The organism is Streptomyces sp. NPDC093252 (genome assembly GCF_040683675.1).
Taxonomy (GTDB): Bacteria; Actinomycetota; Actinomycetes; order Streptomycetales; family Streptomycetaceae; genus Streptomyces.
Window position 1 is genome coordinate 206738 of sequence record NZ_JBFBEM010000007.1, and the last position, 16664, is coordinate 223401.

Here is a 16664-nt window from a genome sequence, read left to right on the forward strand (position 1 = left end):
TGTGCCGGTCGCGGCCTACCACTCCGGTCAGGGCCCACCATGTCGGCCAGGCCCCACGCCTCTGGTCAGGCCCCACACCTCCGGCGAGGGCCCGCACCTCCCGCCAGACCCCGCCGCTCTCGGCGGCCTAGCCGACCCGTTCCAGCAGAGCCACCGGTGACGCCCCCAGGAGGTCCGACAGGCCGATGTCCCCGGTGAACTCCCGGGCCGGGTCCAGGACGTCCGTCCAGCGGCCCGGCGGCAGCGGGAGGCGGGTGCCGGACCAGCCGCCCGCCTCCGCCAGGCGCAGGGACAGCCGGGTGACCGCAGTGATCACCCGCCCGGAGCGGACGAAGGCCAGGCAATGGGCCGCGGCGGGCCCCTCGGCCGCGAGGGGCGCGTACGAGGCGCTCTCGCCGAAGACCTCGGGACGGCGCGCCCGCAGCCGCAGCGCCGCCGCCGTCACCGCGTCCTTGGGGCCCGGTTCCGGCGGCGGGAAGACGGCCACACCCCGGTTGTCCGGGTCCACCAGCGCCCGGTACTCGCCCTCCGTGCCTTGATAGACATCCGGTACCCCGGGCATGGTGAGATGGACCAGGGCCGTGCCGAGCACATTGGCCCGCACATACGGCTCCAGGGACGCCCGGAAGGCCGCCACCCGCGCGCCGGGCGGCCCGCAGGGACCCGCCGCCACGAACGTCTCCACCGCCTCCTCGTACGACGGCTCCTGCTCGGTCCAACTCGTGTAGAGCCCCGCCTCCCGCACATGCTTGAGCAGCGCCCCCCGCACCCGCGCCGGATCGGCCGGGCCCAGCCCGAACACCGTCTGCCAGGCCGCCCACGCCAGTTGCCCGTCCGGCACCGCCGCCGCGTCCTCACCCGTCACCTCCGCCAGCACGTCCGCCCAGCGCCCCGGGCACTCGGTCAGCACCGCCAGCGCGGCCCGGACATCGGCGCTGCGCTTGGTGTCGTGGGTGGACACCACCGTCCCCGTCCCCGGCCAGTCCCGCTGGATCCGCGCGCAGTACGCGTGGAAGTCCTCCGGCGACACGCCGGGCGCCCCCGGATCACCGCCCACCTCGGTCGCCGACAGCAGCGGCACATACCGGTAGAACGCCGTGTCCTCCACCGACTTGGCCCGCAGCGCCGACGCCGTCTGCGCGAACCGCGCCCGCAGCTCCCCGACCCCGGGCCCGTCCCCGTACCGCCCCAGCAGCAGATCCCGTACGACGTCCACCGCGCCGGCCTCCTCCGGGACCAGGTAGGCCGACCTGGCGTCCTGGGCCGCCTCCTCGGTCAGCACCCGGGCCGGGTCGGTGGACGAGTAGGGCCGGTACACCTCCAGCCGGACCAGCAGCTCGCGCAGGGCGGTGTGCAGCGCCCAGGGGGCCCGGTCGCGCAGCGCCGGTTCCGGTGCCCGGTCGCACACCCGGCTCGCCGCGCGGGTGAGCCGGTCCGTCTCGGCCGCCAGCTCATGCCCCAGCACCCGGTACGCCGCCCGCCGCACCGTCGCCTCCCACACCCCGCCCCGGTCCGTCTGCGGGGCCGCGAAGCGCCGGTAGCGGCCCAGCAGCTCCCCGGCGCCGACCGGGTCGGTGAACAGGCCGTCGATCCGGCGCAGGGCGTCGTAGCCGGTGGTGCCCGCGACGGGCCAGGCGGCCGGCAGCCGCTCGCCGTCCGCCAGGATCTTCTCCACCACCGTCCAGCGCCCACCGGTCGCCTCGTGCAGCCGCTCCAGATAGCCGTCCGGGTCGGCGAGCCCGTCCGGATGGTCGACGCGCAGCCCGTCGAGCACGCCCTCGTGCAGCAGGGCGAGGATCTTCGCGTGGGTCGCCTCGAACACCCCGGGGTCCTCGACCCGCACCCCGATCAGCTCCGAGATGCTGAAGAACCGCCGGTAGTTCAGCTCGGTACGGGCCAGCCGCCACCACACCGGCCGGTACCACTGGGCGTCCAGCACCTGGGGCAGCGGCAGCCCGGCCGTGCCCTCCCGCAGCGGGAAGGCGTGGTCGTGGTAGCGCAGGACGTCCCCGTCCACCTCCAGGTGTTCCGTCTGGGTGCCCAGGGGGCCGCCCAGCACCGGCAGCAGCACCTGCCCGCCGCCCGCCTCCCAGTCGATGTCGAACCAGCGCGCGTACGGCGACTCCGGGCCCTCGCGCAGCACCTCCCACAGGGCCGGGCTGTGGCGCGGCGCCATCGCCATGTGGTTCGGCACCACGTCCGCCACCAGCCCGAGCCCGTGCTCGCGCGCGGTGGCCGCCAGCGCCCGCAGCCCCTCCTCACCGCCCAGTTCGGCCCGGACGCGGGTGGGGTCGGTGACGTCGTAGCCGTGCACCGACCCCGGGACGGCCTCCAGCACCGGCGACAGATGCAGATGCGACACGCCGAGCGAGGCCAGATAGGGCACCGCCCGCGCGGCACCCTCGAACGGGAACGCCGGCTGCAACTGGAGGCGGTAGGTGGCGGTGGGCACCAAGGGGACGGGGCGCGCAGAGGTCATGCGTACCTACGTACCCCCGGCGCCGGTCTTCCTCTCACCGGGTCCGCCGGGCGCGCGCGGGGGGCGTGCCGGGCCGACGCGCGCGGGGGAGTGCCTCAGGTGGTGCCGGCGCGGACCCGCGCGCGAGGAGTGGGCCCGGGGGGATCGGCGAGAGAAAGGATGTTGCGTCGAATACCGGGGAACGGATTTCGATTATCGGGCGTTGGGGAGGGTGAGGGAGGTGGAAGGGGGTGGATGCCGCACACCGTGCCCGCCGGGCGAATGCGGAATTCCCCGCCCGGCCCGGATCATTGACGGACGGGCAGGTGAACGGACGGCGGGGCGAACGACCGCTCTTCCTGTCACCGGCAATGCCACCGCATCCCGCACTGTGCCGACCGGGCGGGTCGGGTGGTGAGGGGTCGGGCGGGGAACAGCCGGAAAGCAAAGGAGAATGGCGTATTCCGGCTTCGAGCGCACCCCGTGCCGGGCGTTCGGCCGGAATTGAGGGTTCGTTTCACCTGCTGGAAGGCGCGGGTGAGGCACCGTCTGGACTGTGGGGTTGCTGTTAGAGTGAAGCGTCAGGGAAAAAGGGAATCTTGTTCGCCTGGAGCCTCGTTCGATAGTGCGAGTGCGCCCCCGGTTCGGCTCCTCGCAGTGAGCGGACTCCACAGTCTACGAACCGAAGTGACCCAGGAAATCGGCCCCACCACCGCGGCGGTGAGCGGAATCGGTGTGTGCCGATGTGCGTCACCCCGGCGGTGACGCACGAGGAAGGCGTTGAGCCGAGCGAACGGAGATGTGGGTGCGACGGGGGAGTACGGATGACAGGATCGTCGATGTCGATATCCGATCATTATCGGCGGAGGGATCACCGAGAAACGCGGGCGAAGATCCGGACCATGTGGCGACACTCGCGGAATTGGATGTTCCGCTGCCGCCCATCATTGTGCACCGCGCCTCGATGCGTGTGATCGACGGAATGCACCGGCTGCGCGCCGCCCAACTGCGCGGCCGGACCACCATCGCGGTGACCTTCTACGACGGCACGGAAGAGGACGCTTTCGTGCTCGCCGTCGAGTCCAATGTGCGGCACGGGCTGCCGATGTCGCTGCCGGACCGCAAGTGCGCCGCCACCCGGATCATCGCCACCCATCCGCAGTGGTCCGACCGGAAGATCGCCTCGGTGACCGGCACCTCGCCCGGCACGGTCGGGGATCTGCGCCGCGCCGCCCAGGCCGGCTCCGAGGCGGTGAACGTCCCCCGGGTCGGCCGGGACGGCCGGGTCCGGCCGGTCGACATGGCCGAACGGCGCCGCCGCGCGGGCGAGCTGATCAGCGCGAACCCCGATCTGTCGCTGCGCCAGATAGCGCGGGCCGCCGGGATCTCCCCGGAGACCGCGCGCGATGTGCGCAACCGGCTCAGCCGGGGGGAGGAACCGTTACTGCCCCCACGGCCCCGGGGCGTCCGCGCGGCGCCGGGCGAGGAACTGCTGAAGGTCGTACCGCAGACGGGGTACGCCGAGCAGGCCGCCGCCCGGCACGACTCGGCGGCGGTGTCCGCGTTCGCCGAGGACCTCTCGGCCGTCAACCGGCTCAAGGCGGACCCGGCGCTGCGGCTCAACGAGACCGGCCGGCAACTGCTGCGGCTGCTCAGCGTGCACATGCTCCCGGCGGACGAGTGGGAGGGCATCATCGGCACGGTGCCGCCCTACTGGGGCGGGACGGTGGCCCATCTCGCCCGGGAGTGCGCGCACATCTGGGAGGAGGTCGCGTCCCGGGTCGAGCGGAACACCGCGCAGGGCCATGACGCGCCACCCCCGCCGCCACGACCGCCGGGCGGGCCCTGCTCCGGCCATCCGCCCCCCACCGCACCGGCCCCGCACCCCGTGCCCCCGGCCACGACCCACACCTCGGCCGGACCGGGAGCACCGGCCACCGCCCCGGCCGACCGTCGGGCCATACCGACCATGTGAGGGGCACACCGGGATGGCGCGTCGGCCACGGTGTCCAACTGGCTGGTTTCTGTGGTTGGACACGCCGTGACGCCGCCCGCCACACCCTCCGTCATATGCGCGGAACCGTTTCGGCCCGTCGGTGGCACCCAGACCACCAGCGGGCCGAAACGCCGTCCTCCCCGGCGCCGGGACGGTCAGGGTGCCGCCAGCGCCTCCGTCGGCGGCAGCCGGGCCGCGCGCATCGCCGGATAGAAACCGGCCAGCGCCCCGATGACCAGGGTGGCGCCCAGCCCGCCGCCCATCGCCCACACCGGGACCACCGAGGGCCACCCCTGAGAGGCCGCGTAGCCGAGGGTCACCCCGACCCCCAGCGCCACCCCGCCGAGCCCGCCCAGCGCGGACAGCAACTGCGACTCGCACAGGAACTGATGGCGGATCTGCCCCCGGGTGGCCCCCAGCGACCGGCGCAGCCCGATCTCCGAGCGGCGTTCCAGCACCGAGATGACCATGGTGTTGGCCACCCCCACCCCGCCCACCAGCAGTGCCACCGCGCCCAGGCCCAGCAGCAGCCCGCTCAGCGTGTCGTCCGTGGCCTGCTTCGCGGCGAGCACGTCGGACGGCCGGGACACCGCCACCTCGTCCGGCTTCTCCGGGTTCGTGGTGGCCCCGAGCACGCTCTGCACCTCGGCGACCCGCGCCTCGACGGCCCGGACATGGAGGACGGTCGGGTATCCGTCGAAGCCGAGGTGCTCGCGCGCGTACGGCCAGCCGATCAGGGCCTGGGTGTCGAGTTCGGGGGTGAGCGCGTTGGGCGCCAGCAGCCCGATCACGGTGAACCAGCGCTCACCCAGCCACACCCGCACATCGGCCCCGGCCCGGTGCACCCCGAGCTGCGCGGCGGCGCGCGGACCCAGGACGACGGACGGGTACCGGTCGTTGGCCGCGTTCAGCCAGCGGCCGTCGGTCAGTTCGGCGCCGGTGGTCGCGGGGAGGTTGTTCCGCGCCGCGTAGACCGCGATACCGCTGGTCTCGGCCTCCGGTATGTGGTCGGTGCGGTAGACCTTGGCGTCGACCTTGCCGAGCGCGCTCACCGACTCCACGTCCGGGACGTTCCCGACCATCCGCACCGACTCGGTGGGCAGTTGGGACGCCTCGCCGCTGAGCGAGGGCCCCGGGGTGACGGTCAGCAGATTGGTGCCGAGCGCCGACAGCCGCCGGTCGAGATCCTCGGCGCTGGACGTGGAAATGCCGACGACGCCCACCATCGCCGCGATCCCGATGGCGATGCCCAGCGCGGACAGGAACACCCGCATGGGCCGGGCCCGCAGCCCGTACGCGCCGGTCCGCAGCACATCGGCGGGGCTCATCCGGGCGGGCCGGGGCGAACCCCCGCCGAGCGCGTCCGCGCGCCCACCGCCGCTCATCGCCCACCCCCCGGAGCCTTGCCGCCCCCGACCCCAAGGCCGAAGCCCCGACTGCGGTGCGCGGAGTCCCCGACGTCGAGCGCGGAGTCCCCACGGCCGTGCGCGGAGCCCTCATCGCCGTGTGCCGAACTCTCCCCGCCGAGCCCCGAGCCCTCATCGCCCAGCGCGGCAGATCCCCCCGGAGGGAGGCCCTCCAGATCAAGGCCCCCCGAGGCAACCGCCCCCGAGGCAAGGCCCCCTGGGGCAAGCACCCCCGAGGCAACCACCCCCGAATGCCGTCCCCCCGAATGCCGTCCCCCCGAACCCAATCCCCCTGAACCCGATCCCCCCGTATCCGACACCACCCTCCCGTCCCGCAACCCCACCCGGCGCGGCAGCGCCTCCGCCACCTCCCGGTCATGGGTGATGACGACCACCGTCGTCCCGGCGTCGTTCAGCTCGCGCAGCAGGTCCAGGACCGTCGCTCCGGAGCGGGTGTCCAGGGCGCCGGTCGGCTCGTCGGCCAGGAGGAGCGGGGGGTCGCCGAGGACCGCGCGGGCGATGGCGACCCGCTGCTTCTCACCCCCCGAGAGCCGGTGCGGCTCGTGGTGGAGCCGGTGTCCGAGGCCCACCCGGCGCAGCGCGGCCTCCGCGAGCCGTCGCCGCCCGGCGCGCGGGGTGCCGCTGTAGAGCAGCCCGTCGGCCACGCTGTCCAGCACCGGGATGCCCGCGGTGAGATGGAACTGCTGGAAGACGAAGCCGATCGTCCCGGCCCGCAGCGCCGACAGCTCGCGGTCGGTCAGCGCGGACACCGTGTGACCGGCCACCCGTACCTCACCGGAGGTGGGCCGGCTCAGCGTGCCCATGATGTTGAGCAGGGTCGACTTGCCCGACCCCGACGGACCGACGATGGCGACCAGCTCCCCGCGCCCGATCGCCAGACTCGTGTCGGCCAGCGCCACCACCTCCCCGTACCGCTGGGAGACCTGCCGCAACTCGACCACGTACGGCGTCACTCCGGCACCCCCACGTCCATGCCCTCCTCGATACCGGCGCCCTTCACCTCGACCAGGCCGTCGGCGAACATGCCCAGCTCGACCGGCACCAGCTCACTGCCGCCGCCCGCCGCCGGCACCTCCAGGGCGTAGCCGCCGCCCTGCCGTGCCATCAGCGCGTTCACCGGCACCGCGAGGACGTCCCGGCGGCTGTCGGCCTCAAGGATCACGTCCACCGAGGCGGCCTGGTAGCGGCCCAGCCGCTTCTGGTCCTCGACGCGCAGCTCGACCGGCAGGGTCGCCTCGTCCGCGCCCTGACCCTCACCGGACGACCCGGAGGCCCCGGACGCCCCGGAGCCCGCCGTGCCGATCGCGGTGATCTCACCGGCCACCGTGCCGCCGTCGGGCAGCCGTACGGTGGCCCGGGAGCCCTCCTCGACCAGATCCTCGTGCCGCGGGTCCAGGTCCACGGAGACGATCCGCTCGGTGCCCGTCCAGGTGAGGACCTCGCCCCCGGCGACCGCCCCCGGCGAGGACGCCGTCCGCGCGACCCGCCGGGCGCCCGACGCGACCACCGCGTCCCCGGGCCGCACGGTCCCGGTCCGCGACGCGCCGAGGTCGTCCTGCCACTCCCGGACCGCGTCGGCGGTGCCGGAGGTGTAGGTGTCGTCCGCCTCGAACCCCGAGTAGCCCAGCTCGGACAGATTCCGCTCCAGCAGCCGTACGTCCGCGCCCTCCGCCCCCGGCTCCAGGACCCGGTAGAAGGGCACCGCCCCGTACAGCAGCGGCACCTCGCGCTCATTGACCCGGTACACGGTGTCCCCGCGGGTGAGCGTGTCGCCCTCGCCGGGCACCCAGGTGAGGAACTCACCGGCGGCGCCCGCGTGGGTGACCGGCGCCGGATCGCCGTGGCCCAGGGTGCCGTCCACGGTCTCGGTGCTGGTCAGCGTCAGCCGCCGGACCTCGGTGGTGGCGGTGGGCCCGTCCGGCGCGGTGGACGCGGCGGCGGTCCCGTCACCGCTGAAGAACCCGCTCGCGGCCAGCCCCGCCGCCGCGGCGACCGCCGTCGCCACGACCACGACCAGCGCCGTACGGCGGCGCCCGCGGCCCCCGCGCGCGGGGGCCTGTGTCCCGTCCGATTCCGCCGTACTCACCGGCCCCCGCCGCCCTGGATCATCATGCCGCCGCCGGGCCACTTGTCCTGGCACGCGGCACGCGCCTGCTGGAACGCCCCGTCGTCCATGCTCAGCCCGGTGCCGCCGAAGTCCAGCGTCATCTGGCCGCCGTTGATCTCCGGGTCGGGGAAGTCCGGTACGCCGTTGGCCCGGATGCACTCCGCCCACGCGGCGACCTTCGTCGGGTCGAGGGGCTCCCCGCCCTCCTGGCCCTGTGCCTGGGGCGCCTGGTCGCGGCACGCCTCCATGGCGGCCTGGAACTCCGGCGACTCGGTGTCGACCCCGCCCGCGTCCATCCGGACACCGCCGTCCGACTGCTGGGGGTCGGGGAAGTCGGGCACACCGTTGGCGCGCATGCACGCGGCGAACTCCAGCGCCTGGTCGAACTGGCCACCGGCCCCCGAGGACGACCCGGAGGAGGACCCCGAGGAGCCCGACGACGTGCCCGGGGAGGACGACGGTCCGGAGCCGCCCGCGGCGCTGGAGTCTCCGGAGCAGCCGCTCAGCAGCACACCGGTGAGCAGCACGGACACGGGTAGGAAAGCGCGCCCGGCAGGGGCGCGTCGAAGGTGAGAGAACATGCGGCGATTTCTACGCGGCGGACGGTTACAGCCGGGGAACAGCCGGACCCGGCGGCACGGGACCACAGCCGGGGAACAGCCGGACCCGCCCTCGTGATCCCACCCTCCCCCACACCGCGTTACCCCGCTGTTATCACCGTCAGGACATGCTGGCCGGTATGAGAGTGCTGATTGTCGACGACCATCTCGAACTCGCCGAGACGATCGCCGCCGGACTGCGCCAGGAGGGCATGGCCGTCGATCTGGCCCTGGACGGCCGTCAGGCGCTGGAACAGGCGACCGTGTACGACTACGACGTGATCGTGCTGGACCGGGACCTGCCGCTGGTGCACGGCGACGAGGTGTGCCGGGCGCTGATCGCGCACGGCTGCCGGGCCCGCATCCTGATGCTCACCGCGTCCTCCACCATCGCCGACCGGGTCGACGGCCTCAGCCTGGGCGCCGACGACTATCTGACGAAGCCGTTCGCCTTCGCCGAACTCGTCGCCCGGGTCCGCGCCCTGGCCCGCCGCGCGCACCCCGCCGTACCGCCCGTGCTCACCCATGGCGATCTGTCGCTGTCGCCCGCCGAGCACACCGCCCGGCGCGGCGGGCGGCGGCTGGAGCTGTCGCCGAAGGAGATGGCCGTACTGGAGCTGCTGCTGGCCGCGCGCGGCGCGGTGGTCTCCGCCGAGGAACTCCTCGAACGGGCCTGGGACGACGCCACCGACCCCTTCACCCACACCGTGAAGGTGACCATCAGCAGGCTGCGCCGCAAGCTCGGCGACCCGCCCGTGATCGAGACGGTCCCCCATGTCGGCTACCGCATCTGAACCGGGCGGCGGCGGCCGGTTCCGGATCCGCTGGTCGGCCCGGCTGCGCCTGACCCTGCTCTACGGCACCCTGTTCCTGGTGTCCGGTGCCACCCTGCTGGCGGTCACCTATGTGCTGGTCGTGCAGAGCCCGGCGTCCAAGGGCACCCAGCTCGTCACCCGGAACGTGTCCGACGACCCCACCCGGGAGAAGCTGCGCTCGGACATCTCCTTCGTCGCCGACGAGACCCGGCGCAAGGCCCAGCGCACCCTGCTCACCCGCTCCGGGATCGCCCTCGGCATCATGACCGGCGTCTCCGGCGGGCTCGGCTGGGTGGTCGCCGGGCGGGTGCTGCGGCCGGTGCGGGTGATGACCGACCGCGCCCGGCGGATCTCCGCGCACAATCTGCACGAACGGCTCGCCATGCCCGGTCCGCCGGACGACGAGCTGAAGAACCTCGGCGACACCTTCGACGGACTGCTCGCCCGCCTCGACGCGGCCTTCGACGCCCAGCGCCGCTTCGTCGCCAACGCCTCCCACGAACTGCGCACCCCCCTGACCCTCCAGCGCACGGTGATCGAGGTCGCCCTCAACACCCCCGACCCGGACGCGGCGGCGCTGCGCGCGGTGTGCGAACGGGCGCTGGCCATCGGCGAGGACCAGGAGCGGCTGATCGAGGCCCTGCTGACGCTGGCGAGCAGCCAGGGCGGGGTCTTCCGGACCGAGCCCCTGGACCTCGCCGAGGTCGTCGGGGACGTCCTCGGGGAGCTGGCGCCCGCCCGGCGCGCCGATGTCACCCTGGACACCGCCCTCGCCCCCGCCGTCGCCGACGGCAACACCAGCCTGGTGGAGCGCCTGGTGGGCAATCTGATCGGCAACGCCCAGCGCTACACCGACCCCGGGGGCTGGATCCGGGTGACCACCGCCGAGGCGGACGGCCGCCCCCGGGTGCGGGTCGTCAACAGCGGCCCCGTGGTGCCCCGCGACGCCATCCCCCTGCTCTACCAGCCCTTCCAGCGGCTCGGCCCCCGCGCGGCGCGGGCCCGGGGCCACGGCCTCGGGCTGTCCATCGTCGCCGCCGTCGCCGACGCCCACCGGGCCCGGATCGTCACCGAGCCGGGTCCGGAAGGCGGTCTGGACATCACCGTGACCTTCCCGCGCGCGGGGGCCCCGCCGACGACGGAGGCCGCAGCCGGTTCCCGGCTCCCGCTCACGACGGACGCTGGAGCACCGTAAGGCTGCGGTCCACCAGGGTGAGTCGTTCCCCGGCCCGTACCTTGGGGCCGGTTCCCGGCGGTACGCCCTCCGGGCGGGCGGTGTCCACGACCACCTGCCACTGCTGCCCGTGATCGGCCGGAACCTCGAACTCCAGGGAACGCGGGGAGGCGTTGAACATCAGGAAGAACGAGTCGTCGGTGATCGGCTCCCCGCGCGGGCCCGGCTCCGAGATCGAGTTGCCGTTGAGGAACACCGCCAGCGCGGAGGCGGGCGCCGAGTCCCAGTCCCGCTGGGTCATCTCCTTGCCCTCCGGGGTGAACCAGGCGATGTCGGACAGCTCGTCATGGGTGCCCTGCACCGGCCGCCCGTGGAAGAAGCGCCGCCGCCGGAACACCGGATGGTCCCGGCGCAGCCACACCATGGCCCGCGTGAAGGCCGCCAGCCCACCCCCGGCGGCGCCGCCCCCGCCCCCATCCCCGCTGCCCCCGGATCCGCCCCCGTTGCCCCCGCCCCCGCCGTCCGCCCCCGGCCAGTCCACCCACGCCAGCTCGCTGTCCTGGCAGTAGGCGTTGTTGTTGCCGTGCTGGGTGCGGGCGAACTCGTCGCCGTGGCTGATCATCGGCACGCCCTGGGACAGCATCAGGGTGGCCACGAAGTTCCGCATCTGCCGGGCCCGCAGCGCGAGGACGTCCGGGTCGTCGGTGTCCCCCTCGGCGCCGCAGTTCCAGGACCGGTTGTGGCTCTCGCCGTCCCGGTTGCCCTCGCCGTTGGCCTCGTTGTGCTTCTCGTCGTAGGACACCAGGTCGTTCAGGGTGAAACCGTCGTGGCAGGTGACGAAGTTGATGGAGGCCAGCGGGCGGCGGCCGTCGTCCTGGTAGAGGTCGGAGGAGCCGGTGAGCCGGGACGCGAACTCGGCGAGGGCACGCGGCTCTCCCCGCCACAGATCCCGGACCGTGTCGCGGTACTTGCCGTTCCACTCCGTCCACAGCGGCGGGAAGTTGCCCACCTGGTAGCCGCCCTCGCCGACGTCCCACGGCTCGGCGATCAGCTTCACCTGGGAGACCACCGGGTCCTGCTGCACCAGGTCGAAGAACGACGACAGCCGGTCCACCTCGTGGAACTGCCGGGCCAGGGTCGCCGCCAGATCGAACCGGAACCCGTCGACATGCATCTCGGTCACCCAGTACCGCAGCGAGTCCATGATGAGCTGGAGCACGTGCGGGGAGCGCATCAGGAGGCTGTTGCCGGTCCCGGTGGTGTCCATGTAGTAGCGCCGGTCGGCGGTCAGCCGGTAGTAGGACGGGTTGTCCAGGCCCCGGAAGGAGAGGGTGGGGCCCATATGGTTGCCCTCGGCGGTGTGGTTGTAGACCACATCGAGGATCACCTCGATCCCCGCCTCGTGCAGCGCCTTCACCGCCGACTTGAACTCCAGCACCTGCTGCCCGCGGTCGCCCCAGGAGGCGTACGCGTTGTGCGGGGCGAAGTAGCCGATGGTGTTGTAGCCCCAGTAGTTGTTCAGGCCCATGTCCACCAGCCGGTGGTCGTTGACGAACTGATGCACCGGCATCAGCTCCAGGGCCGTCACCCCGAGATCGGTCAGATGCCCGATGATCGCCGGGTGCGCGAGCCCCGCATAGGTGCCGCGCAGCTCCTCCGGCAGCCCCGGGTGCCGCATCGTCAGACCCTTGACATGGGCCTCGTAGATCACGGTGTGGTGGTACTCGGTGCGCGGGCGGCGGTCGTCGCCCCAGTCGAAGTACGGGTTGACGACCACCGCGCTCATGGTGTGCGGCGCCGAGTCCAGGTCGTTGCGCCGCTCGGGCGCGTCGAAGTGGTAGCCGTACACCTCCTCGCCCCACCGGATGTCCCCGGCGACCGCACGCGCGTACGGATCGAGCAGCAGCTTCGCCGCGTTGCAGCGCAGCCCCCGCTCCGGCGCGTACGGGCCGTGCACCCGGAACCCGTAGCGCTGCCCCGGCATCACCCCGGGCAGATACGCGTGCCGGACGAACGCGTCGGTCTCCCGCAGCTCCACCGCCGTCTCGGAACCGTCGTCGTGCAGCAGACACAGCTCGACTCGGTGCGCGGCCTCCGTGAAGACCGCGAAATTGGTACCGGCGCCGTCGTACGTGGCACCGAGGGGATACGCCTCTCCTGGCCAGACCTGCATGGGCCCGACTCTTCCAGGTGTGGCGCCCGCCCGGGGCCGCCTTGCGTTCGAGTCTCCCCGAAAGTGACGGAACCTCCTGCGACTTGGCCCCCTCTTACGGGGCGACCGGGCATGCCGTGACCTGCGTGCCGCGCGGACCAGCGTGCGGCGGACCAGCGCCGGAGCGGTGTGCCGAATGTGATGGGGCAACACGTACTCCCGGGTTCCGAAGGGGGAGTAGGGGGAAATGTGCGCGAGATAGTGCGCCGCCACCTGGGCAAGGTGGTGGCCGGTGCGGGCATCGCCGTGGCCGGTACGGCGGCGATGGTGGCCGTCACCCTGCCGGGCACGGCGGGCGCCGACGACACACCGTCCGGCGGCGGCGAACGGACCGCGGCCGGACAGCCGCCGACCGGCGCGGGCGGCCAGGAGGGGACGGCGGGACAGCAGGGCGCGGCGGGACAGCAGGGTGCGGTGGCGCCCGGAGTGGTCCAGGAGGCACCGGCCCAGGGCGAGCGCGGCACGGGCCGCGACCCGCTCACCGACGACGAACTGAGCCGCGCCGAGCAGATCGCCCTGGGCGGCGGACAGCAGTCGCTGCGCTCCGCGGAGGGCGTGGACGGCGAGCGAGGCCCCGAGCGGCTCGGCACCGACCTCGCCGAACCCGACGCGGCCGACCTGGACAAGCCGAACGCCCCCCGCCGCGCGGACGTCACGTACTACGACTACAGGACCGACACCGTCGTCACCCGGACCGTCGATCTCGACACCGGCAAGGTCGTGAAGACCGGCACCCAGCGGGGCGTCCAGCCCCCGCTCACCCACGCGGAGACCCTGGAGGCGGCCGAGCTGCTGCTCGCCGACCCGCTCGGCGCGGGCCTCAAGGCGGACTACAAGGACGCCACCGGCAAGGCACTGACCTCCACCGACCAGCTCAAGCTCACCAGCATGGTCTACCGGGCCGTGCCCGGCGCGCAGGACGCCGTCGTCGACAAGTGCGGGGAGCACCGCTGCGCGCGCCTGTTCCCGAAGGTCGTCAACGGCCCCTGGATCGACGCCCGCGCCTTCGTGATCGACCTGAGCACCCGCGAGGTCGGCACCCTGACCCCCTGACGGGCCCGCTGCCCGATCCCGGGTCTCCTCGTCCCCCCTCTCTCTCCTCTCCTCTCCTCCAAGGGAGCAGTTCCTTCATGCGCGTGAACCGAATCAGCCGTGCCCGCACGGCCGCGGGGGCCGTCGCCCTGGCCTCCCTCGCCGGGGGGCTCACGGCCGGTGCCGGACCCGCCACCGCCCAGCCCCGCGCCGCCGCCCCGGCCCCGGCGTGCAGCGCCGCCTACCGCATCGAGCAGAAGCTCGCGAACGGCACCACCTGGCGGATGTGCTGGCGCTACGAGGCCAAGGCCGGCCTGGTCCTGGAGGACGTCTCCTACCAGCCCCCCGGCGAGGCCAAGCCCATCAAGGTCCTCAACAGCGCCAAGCTCGGCCAGATCCATGTGCCCTACGACGACGGCAAGAACGAGTACGACGACCTCACCAGCTACTTCTTCGGCGCGGGCCTGATGCCGCTGGCCCCCGGCGAGTGCCCCGGCGGCACCATCCGCACGGTGAAGGTCCCCGAGGCGTGGGACCCGCAGAACCCGAACGTCAAGGGTCTGTGCACCACCACCCGCGCGCGGGGCCACGCCTACCGCATGCAGGGCGACACGCCGGGCAAGGTCTACCAGAAGCAGGGCACCGACCTCCTCGTCTACACGGTCAACAAGGTCGGCTGGTACGAGTACATCAGCGAGTGGCGCTTCGCGGACGACGGCACGCTCCATATGAACGTCGGCGCCACCGGCACCCTCGCCCCCGAGGACTACGACGCCGGGGACGGCCGCGGCTGGCCCATAGGCAAGGGCGCCAAGGACTACGCCACCAGCCACAGCCACAATGTCTTCTGGCGGCTCAACTTCGGCCTGGACGGCTCCTCCAAGGCCCGGGTCGAGCAGTACGACTCCAAGGTGACCGCGTCCCCGAACGGCCGGACCCCCACCACCAAGACCACCCGCACCAAAATCACCAAGGAGCTGGCCGGCAACAGCGCGAACATGCGCTGGTGGCGCGTGGTCAGCGACACGGGCAAGAACAAGGACGGCCACCCCCGCTCCTACGAGATCGCCCAGGGCGCGACCAGCAAGTACCCGGGCCGCAGCTTCACGAAGAGCGATGTGTTCTTCACGCAGTACAACAAGTGCGAGCAGTACGCCAGCAACAACCCGCTCAACTGCGGCGCCGGGCACCCCAAGAATGTCGACAAATGGGTCAACGGTCAGACCCTGACCAACCCGACGGTGTGGGTCAATGTGGGCTTCCACCACATCGCCCGCGACGAGGACCAGCAGCCCATGCCGGTCCACTGGCAGGGCTTCTCCCTGGTCCCGAGGGACGTGACGGCTATGAATCCGCTCACGCCCAAGGAGCTGGCCGATCAGAACGGACATGTGCGGAGCGGCCGTTGAGAGGCCGCTGAGGGGCCGTCGGGAAACGGTCCTGTCCATCCGGCTGCACCGCCGACCGCTCCCGGAGTACCCTTCCTTGATCGTTGACACGGGGAGTGCTCGGGGGAGCGGAAGGCGGTGCGTGGGTGGGCTCGGGTGGGCTGGAGTTGCCCCCTGGTGACGAGGGTCATGAGGGCGACACGGCGGAGGTCCAGCCCGGCGCGGTGTCCCTGGCCCGGCCGATGGAGACCGGGTCCATAGGGCCCGAGCTGGACTGGGACGCCGGGGCCTGGCAGGAGGTACGCACCCGCGCCCAGCGTGCGGGCCGCGCCTACATCTGGCTCAATCTGGTCGAACAGCGGCTGCGCGCGGTCGTCTCCGCCCTGGTCCGCCCGATCTACGAACCCGTCCACGGCGACGACTGGGTGGTCGCCGCCGCCGGACCGGCGGGCCAGGAGTGGGTGCAGCGCGCGGTCGCCGTCCGCGAGGTCAGCCGTCGCAAGGGGTACCTCCTCGACCCGGCGGACGACAATGTCCTCAGCTTCCTCACCCTCCCGCAGCTCCGCGAGCTGATGGTCCAGCACTGGCCCTGCTTCGAGCCGTATGTCGACGACCGCCGGGATGTCGAGCTGGCCCTCGACGAGCTGGAGGTCACCCGCAATGTCGTCTCCCGCAACCGGGCCCTGTCCGAGGCCGTCCTGAACCAGGCCGAGCGGGCCTCCGCACGGCTGCTGGAGATGCTGGGCGCGGGCGGTGACGTCCCCTCCGGCCGCCGGCTCCCGGTGGACGCGGTGGAGGACCTGGTCGGCGACCGCTACGGGGACGTGGTGGCCGTGCACCCCGACCGGGTGCGGCTGCTGCGGCAGTTCCCGGCCGAGGACATCTTCGGCGCCGCCCGGCGGCTGGACGCCATCGGCATCGGCCTCAATCTGCTGGTGCAGAACTTCTCCGGCCGCCGTCTGGTCCGGCTCGCGGAGGCCGGCTGCCGGGTCCGGCTGCTCTTCCTCAACCCCGCCTCCAGCGCGGTCAAGCGCCGGGAGCGCGAACTCGGCCTCAAACGCGGTGAGCTGGGCCGCGCGGTCGAGATGAACATCCTCCACATGCGCCGGGTCCGCGCCCGGCTGCGCGACCCCGGCGCCTTCGAGATCCAGGTCTACGACGAGACCCCGCGCTTCACGGCGTACCTGGTCGACGGCGACGGCAGCGACGGCATCGCCGTCGTCCAGTCCTACATGCGGCGCATCCGGGGCATGGAGGCGCCGGTCCTGGTGCTGCGCGGCGGCGGGGGCCGGGTGGTCCGGGCGGACCCGGTGGACGAGGGCGGGCTGTTCCCGACGTACCGCGAGGAGTTCGAACTGTCGTGGGCGGATTCGCGGCCGGTGTCGTGAAGTGCCGGATATGCGGCTTGACGGGCCCGGAGGGCGGCGGCTGAGCGGAACGCGATCCTCCGATTGTC

Annotated in this window: 11 protein-coding genes and 1 pseudogene; 6 read left to right on the forward strand and 6 right to left on the reverse strand. The window is 73.0% G+C overall.

Features of this window, described 5'->3' with window-relative positions:
• Nucleotides 1-127 precede the first annotated feature (127 nt).
• Complete coding sequence (treY, locus tag AB0O01_RS16765) at nt 128-2479, reverse strand: malto-oligosyltrehalose synthase (RefSeq protein WP_365314058.1); 2352 nt, start codon at nt 2477-2479, stop codon at nt 128-130.
• A gap of 943 nt (nt 2480-3422) precedes the next feature.
• On the opposite strand from treY, the gene AB0O01_RS16770 reads away from it, so the two are divergent.
• Entirely contained in the window at nt 3423-4433 is a 1011-nt protein-coding gene (locus AB0O01_RS16770) for a hypothetical protein (RefSeq protein ID WP_365314061.1), read from the forward strand.
• A gap of 176 nt (nt 4434-4609) precedes the next feature.
• Here AB0O01_RS16770 and AB0O01_RS16775 read toward each other — a convergent pair whose 3' ends face one another.
• From AB0O01_RS16775 to AB0O01_RS16790, 4 genes and pseudogenes are all read right to left on the reverse strand, one after another.
• A complete protein-coding gene (locus AB0O01_RS16775; protein ID WP_365314063.1) occupies nt 4610-5839 on the reverse strand; it encodes an ABC transporter permease in 1230 nt (409 codons plus the stop codon).
• A gap of 329 nt (nt 5840-6168) precedes the next feature.
• Nucleotides 6169-6822: pseudogene (locus tag AB0O01_RS16780) on the reverse strand (ABC transporter ATP-binding protein); the annotation flags it as partial.
• 8 nt (nt 6823-6830) lie between these two features.
• Complete coding sequence (locus tag AB0O01_RS16785; RefSeq protein ID WP_365314065.1) at nt 6831-7967, reverse strand: peptidoglycan-binding domain-containing protein; 1137 nt, start codon at nt 7965-7967, stop codon at nt 6831-6833.
• Nucleotides 7964-8521, reverse strand: a complete 558-nt coding sequence (locus AB0O01_RS16790) for a hypothetical protein (RefSeq protein WP_365314066.1) — start codon at nt 8519-8521, stop codon at nt 7964-7966. Before AB0O01_RS16790 ends, AB0O01_RS16785 begins: the two co-directional genes overlap by 4 nt.
• A 206-nt stretch (nt 8522-8727) precedes the next feature.
• Here AB0O01_RS16790 and AB0O01_RS16795 point away from each other — a divergent pair, with 206 nt between their 5' ends.
• Both AB0O01_RS16795 and AB0O01_RS16800 read left to right on the forward strand, forming a co-directional pair.
• Nucleotides 8728-9381 carry a response regulator transcription factor gene (locus AB0O01_RS16795; protein ID WP_365314068.1) on the forward strand — a complete coding sequence of 218 codons (654 nt, stop codon included), beginning with the start codon at nt 8728-8730 and terminating at the stop codon, nt 9379-9381.
• The gene (locus tag AB0O01_RS16800) at nt 9362-10597 is read left to right on the forward strand and encodes a HAMP domain-containing sensor histidine kinase (protein WP_365314070.1); all 1236 of its coding nucleotides are present in this window, start codon (nt 9362-9364) and stop codon (nt 10595-10597) included. The genes AB0O01_RS16795 and AB0O01_RS16800 overlap by 20 nt, the downstream gene beginning before the upstream one ends.
• Here the strand turns inward: AB0O01_RS16800 and glgX are convergent.
• Nucleotides 10572-12749 (reverse strand): glycogen debranching protein GlgX, encoded by a 2178-nt coding sequence (gene glgX, locus AB0O01_RS16805; protein WP_365314071.1) that lies wholly within the window; start codon nt 12747-12749, stop codon nt 10572-10574. The two genes, AB0O01_RS16800 and glgX, sit on opposite strands and share 26 nt — an antisense overlap.
• 228 nt (nt 12750-12977) lie before the next feature.
• Here glgX and AB0O01_RS16810 point away from each other — a divergent pair, with 228 nt between their 5' ends.
• From AB0O01_RS16810 to AB0O01_RS16820, 3 genes are all read left to right on the forward strand, one after another.
• The gene (locus tag AB0O01_RS16810; protein WP_365314072.1) at nt 12978-13841 is read left to right on the forward strand and encodes a Tat pathway signal sequence domain protein; all 864 of its coding nucleotides are present in this window, start codon (nt 12978-12980) and stop codon (nt 13839-13841) included.
• Nucleotides 13842-13918: 77 nt separating this feature from the next.
• Nucleotides 13919-15229, forward strand: coding sequence for a copper amine oxidase (locus AB0O01_RS16815; protein ID WP_365314074.1), 1311 nt, complete (start codon nt 13919-13921; stop codon nt 15227-15229).
• 125 nt (nt 15230-15354) lie between these two features.
• Nucleotides 15355-16596, forward strand: a complete 1242-nt coding sequence (locus AB0O01_RS16820; protein WP_365314075.1) for an SAV2148 family HEPN domain-containing protein — start codon at nt 15355-15357, stop codon at nt 16594-16596.
• Nucleotides 16597-16664: the final 68 nt, after the last annotated feature.

Bases quoted from the DNA above. Each gene is read 5' to 3' on its own strand.
- treY (WP_365314058.1), bottom strand. From the start codon at position 2,479: ATGACCTCTGCGCGCCCCGTCCCCTTGGTGCCCACCGCCACCTACCGC.
- AB0O01_RS16770 (WP_365314061.1), top strand. From the start codon at position 3,423: ATGCGTGTGATCGACGGAATGCACCGGCTGCGCGCCGCCCAACTGCGC.
- AB0O01_RS16775 (WP_365314063.1), bottom strand. From the start codon at position 5,839: ATGAGCGGCGGTGGGCGCGCGGACGCGCTCGGCGGGGGTTCGCCCCGG.
- AB0O01_RS16795 (WP_365314068.1), top strand. From the start codon at position 8,728: ATGAGAGTGCTGATTGTCGACGACCATCTCGAACTCGCCGAGACGATC.
- AB0O01_RS16800 (WP_365314070.1), top strand. From the start codon at position 9,362: ATGTCGGCTACCGCATCTGAACCGGGCGGCGGCGGCCGGTTCCGGATC.
- glgX (WP_365314071.1), bottom strand. From the start codon at position 12,749: ATGCAGGTCTGGCCAGGAGAGGCGTATCCCCTCGGTGCCACGTACGAC.
- AB0O01_RS16815 (WP_365314074.1), top strand. From the start codon at position 13,919: ATGCGCGTGAACCGAATCAGCCGTGCCCGCACGGCCGCGGGGGCCGTC.